The sequence below is a fragment of the Shewanella sp. 125m-1 genome (assembly GCF_052977065.1).
Genome location: NZ_JBRILT010000001.1, coordinates 16,897 through 29,889 on the forward strand (window position 1 = coordinate 16,897; position 12,993 = coordinate 29,889).

Below are 12,993 nucleotides of genomic sequence, written 5' to 3' on the forward strand. Positions count from 1 at the left end.
TTATTAAGGGGCTGTTACTTAATGCCAAATTATCATCGTTGGCTCGATCGCTTGCAAGTGATTGAACGACAAATTAGACCCTCAAGTGTTTATTTACTGCTTTTATTACTGGTGTCCTTTGCTTTAGGTGCGCTCAGTTATGATGTTGCAAAACTGCACTACCTGCCTAAAGCTGAGGTTAAGGCTGATAAATCAGAGCAGTATATTCTGCAATTGCAGCAACAAGCACAAACCTTGGCTGCACGTAATATCGAACTAGCATTAGAGCGTGAAGCTAACAATAACATGCAGACAATGTTTGTTGAGCAAAATGTGAAACAAAATGAGCTGGAGCGTGAACTGGCATTTTATCGTAGTGTGATGGCGCCGGAAAATATCGCTGACGGTGTCGCGATTAATGCATTAGAGATTGAGCCAAGCCTTGAGCCACGTCAATATCGAATTAAATTGGTACTGACACAGTTAGAGAAGCGTAAGCGCTCGTTATCGGGTCGCAGTGAAGTGACGTTAATCGGCTTACAAGACGGTAAAACCCTTACCCTAAAATTGTCGGATTTGACTGATGCCTCGTTTAAATTCAAATTTAGGTATTTTCAGGTATTAGAAGGGGAATTTACATTGCCTGAAGGCTTTAGCTTGTCTAGAGTGAAGGCCAAAGTCATCGTGCCTGCGAGCCGTTGGACCAAAGGTTCACAAACGGAACAAGAGTATAATGCACAAGATTTACTTGTGGATGAAAAAGAACAGGGCATAATACTTGAACAAAATGGTCAGGTATTAGATAATTCTGCACAGCAAACAGATCTAAGAGGTAGTAATGACTGAACAAGCTGAAGATGCTTTGCCAATTCGCTTTACCGATGCGGCGGCTTCAAAAGTAAAAACCTTGCTAGAAGAGGAAGAAAATGACGCACTTAAGCTACGTGTATACGTAACAGGTGGCGGTTGCTCTGGTTTCCAGTATGGCTTTACGTTCGATGAGAAAGTAAACGACGGTGACTTTACAGTCGAGAAGCAAGGTGTTCAGTTGGTTGTCGATCCAATGAGCCTGCAATATCTTGTTGGTGGTGAAGTGGATTACACTTCAGGCCTTGAAGGTTCTCGCTTCTTTGTTAAGAATCCAAACGCGACCACCACATGTGGTTGTGGCGCGAGTTTTTCTGTTTAATCTAATTGATTGAGTAGAAGCTCGAGATATAAAGAAGCCGTCTAATGACGGCTTTTTCATATCTGTAATTTTTATATCTGTAAGTCGCGTTAACGCATAATGTTGAGGTTCATCTCTCGATTAAAGTAGCGTCCCACCTTAGTTGTAAATGCAATCCATACCTGCACAATCGCTAATAAAATGAGTATGCCAAATATCAGCCAGTCTGGGAGCTGTGCCTTGAAGCTGCCAATGGCAAAGCTTGATGGTCCTGATGCTGCGAGGTTGTCAGGATCGTAAAGCACAAGAGGTAGTATGCTGACAACGGCGAGCTGCAATGAGGTGTAGACCCTAAGCATGATAAGTCCCGCTTTTTGCTTACCTATGATGGCTAACACTATAAATAAGGTCAGGATACAAAACAGTACGCCTTGTTTTGCTATTAACCCGCTCACGGAGATCATCACAAAAAATATGAGTAGGGCAATGAGGCGTTTGGGCATGGTGACTTTTGTTGCAGATAGTCCACTTTGCGTCGCAGGGGGGGAGTCTGTGGTTGAGCTAATATCGCATTGTGTTGCTGATTGTGTTGCTGAATCAGCGATAGAGCGTGCAGGGGGTTTGGTATCCACTTTTTATTCTCTTTATCGTTTTATGAGCAGATAAAAGCGTAAAAATGGTAAGCCTAAATGGCTTACCATAAGCGGTCTTATGATTAGTGACGCTTTTTAGGCGTTAGACGCTCTTCAAGCTCGTGTGGTGGGATCACCACACCTAAATCATCTTGTACTGGGAAAATAGCAACGAAGAGGTCGTCGTCTTGCATACCAGGAACCCAACGCTCTAACCACTCATCAACTGGGATCGATAACGCCTGGCAATCTTTCCAGTCATCAACAGCCCAAAGTGCGGCAGCTTCTTCAGTTGGCCACATCGGAATACAATCTTCCTCTTCAGTAGTCAGCATTACGCAGCCGTCTAAATCTTGTAATGACCACAGTGTGTTGTGCTCTTTTGCTTGCTCAACAAGATAGTCATAGCGAGATTCTGGCGTCATTTCAGTAATTTGCTTTAGGCTTTTGTTTTTGTTGCTCATGGTTTACATCTCTTTATTTAAAATGTGGCGAGCCTTCAAACAAGGAGAACGCGCCGATTAAAGGGATAATAGCACCAAGCTGACTATTGAAAAAGAAAACAGAGCCGATTTAGGCTCTGTTTTCTTTAGCGCTTGCTATTTTTTAGCATCGAATATTTTGTAAATCATGCCAGCGATGATCGCTCCAATTATAGGGGCAACCCAAAACAACCACAGTTGAGACAGTGCGGCTTCGCCAACAAATAACGCTGGAGCAGTACTTCGAGCGGGATTTACCGAGGTGTTTGTAACCGGGATACTGATTAGGTGGATAAGGGTGAGCCCTAAGCCAATAGCAATAGGGGCAAAGCCTTTTGGCGCGCGAGCATCTGTAGCGCCAAGAATTATCAGTAGGAAAAATAACGTCATCACGATTTCACAAATGAGTGCCGCGGTTAAACTGTAGCCCCCAGGTGATCGGTCGCCATAGCCGTTTGAGGCAAAGCCAGCCGATAGGCTAAAGCCATCTTGACCTGAGGCGATAAGATACAAAATACCTGCGCCAACGATACCTCCGGCAACCTGAGCGATAATATAGGGGAGTAATTCTGATGCAGGAAAACGCCCACCAGCCCAGAGTCCAACAGAAACCGCGGGGTTTAAATGACATCCCGAAATATGACCAATGGCAAATGCCATCGTCAGCACTGTTAAGCCGAATGCAAACGCAACACCTAGAAAACCAATACCCACTTCGGGGAAAGTTGCGGCTAAGACGGCGCTACCACAGCCACCTAAGACAAGCCAAAGCGTGCCGATGAATTCAGCCGTCATTTTTTGAGTCATATTCATATAACTGTTCCTTGTGTTTTAAGCCGACTCTATTTGTTGTAAATAGCTTGTCGACTTTTAAAATAAGACTTTGTTACTTTAAGTTGTCCTAAATAAAGGGTTAAGTAAATAGCTAAAAAGTGAATTTTATTATCTGACAATGACAATGCCAATGCCAATGACTCATCATTATAATGCAGATAAGACAGACTAATTAACCTTGTAACGCTCATCTTGCACCATCTGAATAAGCGTCGCGGCAATTTCGGTATTGTCTTTATGGCCTCTAAAGCACAGTGCGCCTTTACCGTAAGCGTAAATGGGTACATCGATGGCGTCGTGGCCCCCTGTTGTCCATCCAGTATAGGTCAGCTTATCAATTGCTTGTTTAAGGTCGTCAGTTATTTGCTTTTCATGCTTGTGGTGAGATAAGCGAGAGTTAAGCTTTTTTCTTAGCCCGTCTATTTTTTTATCTTCGATAGCAATACTGATATGGGGCCGTAAAAACGTGCTAAATGCGGCTAAGTCATTTAATACATCGGGGCTGGCAATGATGAGTTTGGCCATCGTGCTTGGTAAGCTATGTACTTGATGCAGCAATTGGCCTTTCCATTGATAGGTGCCGTCGGTGCCTAATGTCAGGCCGCCTGTAGAATGGTCCGCTGTCGCGACCAATAAAGTATCTGGGTGATTATCGACATAGCGTTTAACCAGGCTTAGTGTGTTGGCAAAGTCATCCATTTCATTCATCGCGCAGGCGATATCGTTACTGTGACCACACCAATCTATTTGGCTTGCCTCAACCATCATGACAAACGGGGCACCTTTTGCGGACAAAAGGCTTAAGGCTTTACGTGTCATGGTTGTGAGTCTCAGCGGATCTTCACTTTCAATGGCGGCAGGTAAGCCTTTTGGTGCAAATAAGCCTAAGGCAGGTAAACCTTCGATGCTATTTAAGTCGCTGAGTTTGTCTATGTATTGGTAGCCGTACTCTTGAAACTCTTGGGTGAGATCTTTGTCATCACGAACAAAGTATTGCGTACCTCCACCGAGCATAAGATCGGCCACTGGTCTTTTATCTATAAGGTTACTCAAGTAACTGTCGGCTATCTGGTCGTAGTTACGGCGGCTTTCATTATGAGCGAGAAAACTTGCTGGAGTGGCGTGATTAATTTGCGAGGTGACCACTACCGCAGTGGTTTTCCCTTGGGATTTTGCCATTTCTAGCAGAGTAGGGAAATGGCTGTGTTGCTGGTCAACCGAAATCGCACCGTTGTAGGTTTTGTAGCTGGTTGCGAGCGCCGTCGCAGCCGCTGCAGAGTCGGTGACAACAGTGTCATCGTCAGGATAAGTGCTCGACATGCCAACTAACAGTTGGTCGAAAATAGTCTTCTCGACTCTTTGGGTTTGAGGGTTGTCGTTATAGTAACGGTAGGCTGTGGTATACGCAGGCCCCATACCATCACCAATCAGGTAGATAATATTCTTGGGTAAGTACTCTGCGGCTATGACAGGAGCAAATGGGTCATCGGTTTGTGCCATTGTGACTGAACTAAACAGGGCGCCATAAATGACGCTTGAACAAATTGCCGATATTCGTAGAGCGGTATCTAAACAAGTCATAGTCTGCTTATCCTAAAAAAGAGAAGACGTGGCTAAATATATTGCTGCATTGAAGTCCCACTCAACGCCTTGATAGACAGCAAGACTTTGAGTGGTTAACAAGGGGTTGTTTATTAGCCAATCGGTATGGGCTGCTCGGCTTAATAAGCCGAGCAATTAACCCTATCTTTATCGTGAGTCCGTGTTTGAGTCAGTAATTACAAATGAGTCAAACTCGGGGGGCTTAATGAAACGTAACGTGTGTTGGAGCGGGCTTGGCCTTGTTAAAGGCTTCACTGCCCCTGACAAGCTCGGTTGTTTTAAGGTGTTGCTCAAGCCAACTCTCTTGCTCCCAAAGCATGTGCATGATCGACTCCTTGGCCTTATAACTATGACTTTCATAAGGCAGAGTCACTAATCGTGCTTGGCCACCGAGTCCTCTGATCGCTTTAAATAGTCTTGCCGATTGCATTGGGTAGGTGCCAGAGTTTGAGTCCATTTCACCATGCATCAATAGCAGTGGTTCATCGATTTTATCTGCATGGGTAAAAGGTGATATTTGTTGATATAGGCTAGGGGCTTCCCAGAAATTACGTTTCTCATGTTGAAAGCCAAATGGCGTTAAGGTGCGATTATAGGCACCACTTCGAGCGATACCAGCAGCAAATAAATCTGAATGCGCAAGCAGGTTTGCGACCATAAAGGCGCCGTAAGAGTGTCCGCCGATAGCCACCCGTTCTCTGTCAGCTACTCCCATCTCGACCAAGGTATCAATGGCGGCGCTCGCGTTGGCGACTAATTGATGACGGAAACTGTCATTAGGTTTTTCATTCCCCTCACCGACTATCGGCATGGCAACCTTATCGAAAACCGCAAAACCCTTAGCCACGAAAGGCACCGGGCCTTTAGGGCTAATCTGGTTATATTGATTGGGCGAGTAGTTGATCTGGCTGGCGACCTCTGCATTTTTGTATTCACGTGGGTAAGCCCACATGAGTACCGGCAAAGGACCGTCATCTTTGCTATAGCCAGCTGGGAGATAAAGTACGCCAGATAAGGGGAGGCCGTCATCACGATGGTAATTAATCAGTTGCCTGCTCATGCCTTGGTAGGCGTTTAGTTTATTTTGATTTTGGTACAGTAGCTGCTCGCGCCCCGAGTCGACATTAAGCATTACTAGGTGGGACGGCGTATCAGCGGTTTGCCTGCTAATGATAAGTGTTAGTGGTTTGAGGTTGACAATATATTTGATGCTTTCTAGCTGTAGAGGTGATGACTGCCACAGCGTTGTTGAATCATTGATTGCCAATGATGTTTTATCAATAACGAGGGGGGATGACTTTAAAAATGGCTGGTAACCCTCAGGGGATGCCCCTAAACCATAATGTAGCAGTCCGTTATTATGCAGCTTGATAACTCGGCCTAAGCTTTGACCATTGAGTTTTGCAGTCTGTCGATACAATTGGCCTGGGTCTTTATAAGTGTCGCGAATTGCCTTTTGGTACCAAAGCGCGAGTGAGTTATCACTGGCTTTTGAGGTATCTAAAAGACTTACTCGCATCTGTTTTTTATCTGATTGGCGCTCTGTGATAAGTGCCATGTTTTGCTCTGCCCACTGTATCTTACTTATGCGCCATGGCGTTTTAGTTAATGCTATTGCTGGTTGAGTAAAGGGCGCCTCAAGCTGTAGCAGCTCATCACGATAAGCGGTTTTTATGCGGCTATCACCTTTATCTAAGGCTTTAACAAAGGCGAGACTGCTGGGTTTATCGCTGCGCCAATGGATCATGCGTAGCCCTTTTCGCACTGAGTCACTGCCCGGTGGTCGATATTCACTGCTCTCTAATTTGGCAAGGGTTTGCAGTTGTTCTCCTGCGCGATTAAACAGCTCAACCGTTTGCGCAAAATCGTAATATTTCACCATATAGGAGAAAGGTGCAGAAATCCGCTTCACGATCAGGTATTGATCATCAGGCGACAAGCTATAGCTAATATTGATGGCGGGTTTGCCGATTGGAGTGATCTTGCCATCAAGGGCGATAAAACTCAGTTGGCTGGTGGTTAATGCTGAGAACTCTGCCTCATCCTGAGGGTTTTGCAATAGATCTTGATAGGTTCTACGAGGCGCTTTTTGCCCAGAGGTTTCGCTTATGTTGGGCGCGATAGGCGTGTGTTCTGATTCTAACAAGGAGGCTGTGACAGCTAAGTTAGTAAACACTCCCTTACTGTCATTTTGCCAGATGTACTTAAGCCCTAAAGTGGCATTGAGGCGCTGACTCGTTAGTTTGTGGCTGTGGCCATTTTTGATGTCGTAAACATAGATATTCGCGCCGGCTTGAGTAAGGCCAATGTAGCTTAAGTAGCGGCTATCTGGCGAAAAGTTCACACTGGCAGCTTGCATCCCCTTGGGTAAATGAATCTTAATAGGTTTTATTGCGGCGCCTTGCTTAGCAATATTGATAAGCGATATAGCGATATAGCTATATTTAACTCGGCTAGGTGTGAGTTGAGCCGTAGACACTCTAAGGCCTGCGAGTTTTCGCTCGCTGCGCGACAGTGCTTGAATTGATAAATGTTTTCTTGGGGTCAGTACCGCCAGCCATTGTTTGTCTTGAGATAAGCGAGTACTTACATTTTTAGTTTGCTCAACCACATTTTGCAGTGCCTGACTCGGTAATTGATAGCTATTGCTCAACGCATTTGAACTGAATAATAGCAGGCTGCAAATGGCTATCAGGGCATTCATTAAGAGCGGGTTTAGAGACATTCTTATCTCCTGATAATAGGGATAGTGACGATGTTCGTGGCGATAAAGATAAGCGCCCAACATTGGGCGCTTATTTCTCGTCATAAAAGGGAGGTTTACGTCCAAACAACCTGAAGACACAACTTCAAGTCGTTTGGGTAACTACTTGTTTATATATCTACGAGATTAAAACTTCTGAGAGTAACCAATGAACAGACTACGGCCAACGTTTGAGTAGCTGCTGTTGTCATCTTCATAGAAAGGCCAGTCATTATGCTTGTCGTTACGCTCATCGTACAAAGGTGGCATTTCATCGGTTAGGTTTTTAACACCTGCCGTGAATCGACCTCTCCAAGGTGCGTAGTAGCTCAAGGTAATGTTGACGACTTGATAAGCATCTAGCGTATCAGTGTAATCATCTTCCTCATACTCTTCGCCATCGGCATCGATAAGGGTAAAGGTGTCAGTTCCTTTTGCTTCACCAGTGTAGTAGTAAGCAACCGTTGCACTGAAGTCTTCATAATTCCAACTTAGGCTCGCATTACCTTTCCACTTAGGGAAGTAATCGGTCTCTGTTTGCTCTTCAATTTCGCTATCGACGCGCTCCTGGTACTCTTTCTTAATTAGGTAAGAGGCAGCAACTTTAAACTTGAAGTCACCAATAGCAGTTTCTGGGAATTGGTAGTTAAAGCTAGTATCAATACCTTCAGATGCCTCATAAGCACTGTTGATTGGACCTTTACGCATACAAGAGATGTTCTCAATATCATCATCATCGAGTTCTGTTAGGTAACCGACAACATCCATTTGGTCACAGCTAGTGTAGTTGCCTGTTTGCTTATACTTGGCTTCGTCGTCTAACATCTCATCGGTTGAGATCGTTTTTACTGCTCCATCAAGTTCGATGTTCCACCAGTCAACCGTGATGTCTGCATTGTCGGTTATGTTGGCGACAATACCAAAGTTCCAGTATTCACCCTTTTCCTCTTCAAGGTTGACATTACCTGAGCTTATGCTGCTGTAATTATCTTCATAGACCTCATCTGGAATGGTTGGATGCGGGTATGAGGTAGAACCGTAAGCTCGAGTGAGGCCGGCGTATAAACGGTGCATGTCTGGTGCTCTAAAGCTCTTACCCCAGTTGGCACGAACCATGACTTCATCAATCGGACGGTATGATAGGCCTACTTGTGGCGTGGTTGCGCCGCCTACATCTGAATCATCTAAATATTGGTCGTAACGCAGTGCTGCAGATAGGTCTAGAGACCTAACCCCCGTCATATTAGCCAGTAGTGGGATCTGTAACTCACCCGCTACAGCGACGCGGTCACGGTCGCCCTTACCACCGGTACCACCCATACCGATATAACCGCCGCTTGAAGTCACTTCATCTAGGGTATCTTCATAGCTTTCACGTGCCCACTCGGCTGTAGTTGCAAAGCCTGCGGTTCCGGCCGGTAACTCCATTAAGTCTCCGGCAAACACTGCCTGGAACTGGTGCATACTAGAGTCTGAATTTTTAGTCGAATCACCAATAAGCATATTCGCTTGCTCGGTCGTAAGCTGATTATTTGGGTACCACTTAGCAGCATCTGTGTCATTTGGGTCGAAAGTGACAATGTCTAGCAGTGCATCCGCTTTCACCATATGATGATTTTGCTTCTCGTACTTGTTGTAGCTGCTTGACCAGGAGATATCTAACTCATAATCACCAATATTACCGTCAGCGCCAAATGAGACAGATGCCTTAGTATTTTGGGTATCGTAAGTACGTGGACCGTCAAACTCCTCCATACGGCGACGCATCTGGAATTTGTTGTAATCGTCAAATTCGTACTTGTCGTAGCTCATTGCACCAGTGGCTTCGTCTTCATATATGTATGCACCGAAACCTTTTTCATCTTTGTACTTGGTGGCTTCTTTGTATGATGCGTTGATCATGCCGTAAAGCTGCCAATCATCATTTAAGTCGTAAGTAGAGTTTAAAACTAAGTTTACGCGGTCATAAGCAGATTGCAGGCCGCGGTCAGCATATTTGTCATAGTAACAATCGTAAGAACCCGCTGGAGTGTAGATGCCTTTATCACCAAATAGGTTGGTGCATTGTGCTTCATCGACAGGGCTATATTTGTCGCTGGTATACACTTTACCGTAGTCACGAACCCATGAAGCCCAGCTAGATGCTGAAGCGTCACCATATGGGCCAGCGCCCCAGCGAAGGTCACCGTCTTCATCTTCATAGTAAGCTGGGCTGTAAAGATCATCACGTTGGTAGGTTTGAATTGACTCTACTTTCTTGTATTCAAGAATTAATAGCGTCTGGCTCTTATCGGTATTAAAGCCCTGCAGGTAAGACAGATCGAGTTGCTCACCACCGCCTTGAGTTGGATCATTATATTTAGCTGAAACTTTCGCGCCTTCGTACTCTTTTTTCAGAATAATATTGACTACACCACCAACGGCATCTGAACCATAAATTGCCGATGCACCACCGGTTAGAATTTCGATGCGTTCTACTGCTGCTGTAGGAATGTCTGATACATCAACAAAGTTTGAGGTGCCACCTGCAGCGCTTGGGAAAGAGGCTTGACGGCGGCTATTGATAAGAACCAAGGTTCTGTTGGCGCCCATACCACGTAGGTTAACTGAGCTAGCACTGTCTGTGAAACCATCGCTCTCACCATTAAGTGAACCACCCGTGTTAGCGACAGATGATTGCAGTACTTCTGAAATAGAGTTAAGACCGCTGTTGGCAATGTCGTCGGCTGTAATCACAGTAACAGGCAGGACACCTTCGAAGTCGGCACGTTTAATACGTGAGCCTGTCACCTCAATTTTTTCTATCTCTTGATCTGCTGCTTTCTTATCTGCGGCTTCAGCTGCAAATAAGGTTGAAGGGGTTAGCGCAGCCATACTGATGGCTAAGCTTAATGCTGATAGTTTCATCTTAGGTTTCATCTTCGATTTCATTGATTGCAGTCCTTATTTTTATAATTTTCCCAAACACGTTAATCATTTTTTGTAAAATCTCAGATGATTTAAACGCGTCATTCCAGGGATGAATACTGTCGATTTTCCAATTTATCTACTGCTGGTTATCAACTGCAACCATTTGTAATTAATTTGTAAGTGAACGGCAATCGGTGTTGGGTCGTTTATTTGTTGTTTATATGTCTATTTAATCTCTATTGTTTTTACTTTCACTGGCTTAGCGTGTATTTTGGTGCTGTTGTTATCGCAATATCTATGTTGAATAGATGTGAGTTTTAGGTCGGGTTTGAGATTGTTGATGACAGAAATATGAGCGGTAGCAGGAGTATTAATGAGAGAAATAAAAAAAGAGGCCATTTTTAGATTAGGACTTTGTGAGGTTAACCCTAGCGATAACAGTCTTAATTTTTTTGATGCGGCATTGACTGACGAACCTTCAAACAAAGTCTCCATTCAGCCAAAATTTATTGAAGTATTAAGCTATCTTGCTCGGCAATACCCTAAAGTGGTTACTCGAGAAGAGCTAATAGACAATATTTGGGAAGGTAATAGCTATGTTGGCAGTAAAGCATTAACTAATGCTATCTGGCATCTACGAAAACAGCTTAATCAAGGCAGTGTTCAAAGCAGTGATAGTGAGCAAGTTATAGAGACTGTACGTAAGATGGGCTACCGTTTGTTGCTTGAGCCCCAGTTTAGCGATGCTGACTTAGTCGATGAGCTAGACCTGTTTTTACAGGCTCAATTGAAGATTAGCCGTTTAACCCAGTTTAATCAAAGGTTGGCATTTGCTGGTGGGCTAGTTTTAGCTTTAATAGCAATATCTTGGGGCTATCATTTATATCAAGACAGTATTCGATACGTGCCGACAGTTAAGCAAAATTTAACCTCTGCTGCGGGATCTGAGCTTTACCCTGCGGTTTCCCCCGATGGTCGTTGGCTAGTGTATGGCAGTCGTGGTAATAACAAATACGCCAGCCTTTATCTTAAAGATCTGCAAAATCCTACCGAAACGCCAAAACGACTGACTTCAACAAAAACAGTAGAAATTAGAGCTGTTTGGAGTGCTACTGGCAGCGCGCTGTATTATGGTTCAGAGCATCGCAGTGAGGATAAGTGTTATTTGACTCAGCTTGACTTAGACAGTAATGAAGCTCGTAAACTCGGTGATTGTTACACCTATAGTTCGGCTATCGATATTGCTCCAGACGGTGGTCGCCTAGTGTATATCTGGGACGGGGGAGAGGGATTTGGTTCGGGTCTTTATGAGTTGTCTCTACTCACCCAAGGCGAAGAGCCTAAACGCTTATCTTGTACTGAGAATTGCAGCTACCGAGACCGAGATGTGGCCTTTAGTCCCGATGGCAGTTGGCTCGCTGTTGCGCGCCGATTTGGTAACATTTCGGAAGATATCTTTATACTACATACCCAAACAGGCGAGGAGCAACGCTTAACTTATGGCTTGGAAGATATTCGTGGCCTGAGTTGGCATCAAGATAGTGAGCGCCTGATTTTTAGCACAGAAAATTCAGGGGTCAGAAATGGCTATATAGTGGGCATTGATAATAAACAGATCTTGCCGTTAGATGTGGAAGGTATGAGCTACCCGCGCTCAATCCCTCATAGTGATGAGCTGGTCTACTCCAACTATATGCGCGACTATCAGGTGGCTTCGTTTGCACTAGAACAATCGATTCCCACAGCAACCTTTCCACTGTTACAAGTTGAATACAGCTATCGTAATCCTGATTACTCACCCATCACTAAGCGTATTGTCTATGTGTCGAATGAAACTGGCTTTAACGAGATCTGGAGCAGCGACGCAGACGGTAATCAAAGGCGGCAACATACAGACCTCAAGCGCCGCGTGGCTTATCCTAGCTGGTCCCATGATGGCACTAAGGTGGCCTTTTTAGCACCGGATGATAAAAATGAGGGCAATAAAATTCATGTGTTAGATATGAATACCTCTAATATCAGCATTCTTGCGACGCCGTACCTTGATCATAACCGTCCAAGTTGGGGCTGGAATGATGATATGGTGCTGGCAAGCAGTAAAGATGGCATCACTGAGTTCTATCTTGATAACCGTTTACCTCAGGTGATAAGCCCAATCGATATGCGTTTAGGCAAGATGATAGCAGAAGATAAATTAGTCTTTACCCAGCTTGGTAAAAACGGCCTGTGGATGCTGTCGCTGACAAATCCTGGTGAGTTAAACGAGCTGATCAGTGCCAATCATTTCGGAGAAGGCTATAACTGGGTCGCAACCGATAAAGGGGTTTATTTTAGAAAGAGTCGTAGTGGATTTCAGCTCATTAATTTTTGGCGATTCAATACTGGGCTTATCACGCCTATTTTGAAGTTACCATCGGGCAGTATTCCACGCTCAGGAGCGATGACTTATATCAGCAGTAATAACAGCTTGCTGATGACCTTATCGCAAAACTACAAGCGTGATGTGATAAAGCTACAGCATAAGTTACTGTATTAAATTGAATTGCAGGCAGATTAAAAATAACATTAAGTCGTTTTTTTACAGTAAGGATAGCCAGTACAGATGAGCGTACTGGCTAATTGTATAGACTAATTCTATTCGCT

Annotated in this window: 9 protein-coding genes; 3 read left to right on the plus strand and 6 right to left on the minus strand. The window is 44.5% G+C overall.

Features of this window, described 5'->3' with window-relative positions:
* The first annotated feature begins 21 nt into the window (after positions 1-21).
* Positions 22-825, plus strand: a complete 804-nt coding sequence (locus tag ACVBIK_RS00075) for a DUF6776 family protein (RefSeq protein ID WP_447160374.1) — start codon at positions 22-24, stop codon at positions 823-825.
* Positions 818-1,168 (plus strand): iron-sulfur cluster insertion protein ErpA, encoded by a 351-nt coding sequence (erpA, locus tag ACVBIK_RS00080; protein ID WP_447160375.1) that lies wholly within the window; start codon positions 818-820, stop codon positions 1,166-1,168. Before ACVBIK_RS00075 ends, erpA begins: the two co-directional genes overlap by 8 nt.
* A gap of 89 nt (positions 1,169-1,257) precedes the next feature.
* On the opposite strand, the gene ACVBIK_RS00085 is transcribed toward erpA, so the two are convergent.
* The 6 genes from ACVBIK_RS00085 to ACVBIK_RS00110 all read right to left on the minus strand — a co-directional run bounded on the left by ACVBIK_RS00085 (position 1,258) and on the right by ACVBIK_RS00110 (position 10,371).
* Entirely contained in the window at positions 1,258-1,779 is a 522-nt protein-coding gene (locus ACVBIK_RS00085; RefSeq protein WP_447168813.1) for a hypothetical protein, read from the minus strand.
* A gap of 83 nt (positions 1,780-1,862) precedes the next feature.
* Positions 1,863-2,243, minus strand: coding sequence for a DUF2750 domain-containing protein (locus ACVBIK_RS00090; protein ID WP_447163738.1), 381 nt, complete (start codon positions 2,241-2,243; stop codon positions 1,863-1,865).
* A gap of 135 nt (positions 2,244-2,378) precedes the next feature.
* Complete coding sequence (gene aqpZ / locus ACVBIK_RS00095; RefSeq protein ID WP_447168814.1) at positions 2,379-3,074, minus strand: aquaporin Z; 696 nt, start codon at positions 3,072-3,074, stop codon at positions 2,379-2,381.
* 189 nt (positions 3,075-3,263) lie between these two features.
* Positions 3,264-4,595, minus strand: a complete 1,332-nt coding sequence (locus ACVBIK_RS00100; RefSeq protein WP_447168879.1) for an alkaline phosphatase — start codon at positions 4,593-4,595, stop codon at positions 3,264-3,266.
* Positions 4,596-4,899: 304 nt separating this feature from the next.
* The gene (locus ACVBIK_RS00105; RefSeq protein WP_447168815.1) at positions 4,900-7,422 is read right to left on the minus strand and encodes a prolyl oligopeptidase family serine peptidase; all 2,523 of its coding nucleotides are present in this window, start codon (positions 7,420-7,422) and stop codon (positions 4,900-4,902) included.
* Positions 7,423-7,587: 165 nt separating this feature from the next.
* A complete protein-coding gene (locus tag ACVBIK_RS00110; protein WP_447168816.1) occupies positions 7,588-10,371 on the minus strand; it encodes a TonB-dependent receptor domain-containing protein in 2,784 nt (927 codons plus the stop codon).
* A gap of 352 nt (positions 10,372-10,723) precedes the next feature.
* Here ACVBIK_RS00110 and ACVBIK_RS00115 point away from each other — a divergent pair, with 352 nt between their 5' ends.
* Positions 10,724-12,886 (plus strand): winged helix-turn-helix domain-containing protein, encoded by a 2,163-nt coding sequence (locus ACVBIK_RS00115; protein WP_447168817.1) that lies wholly within the window; start codon positions 10,724-10,726, stop codon positions 12,884-12,886.
* Positions 12,887-12,993 lie beyond the last annotated feature (107 nt).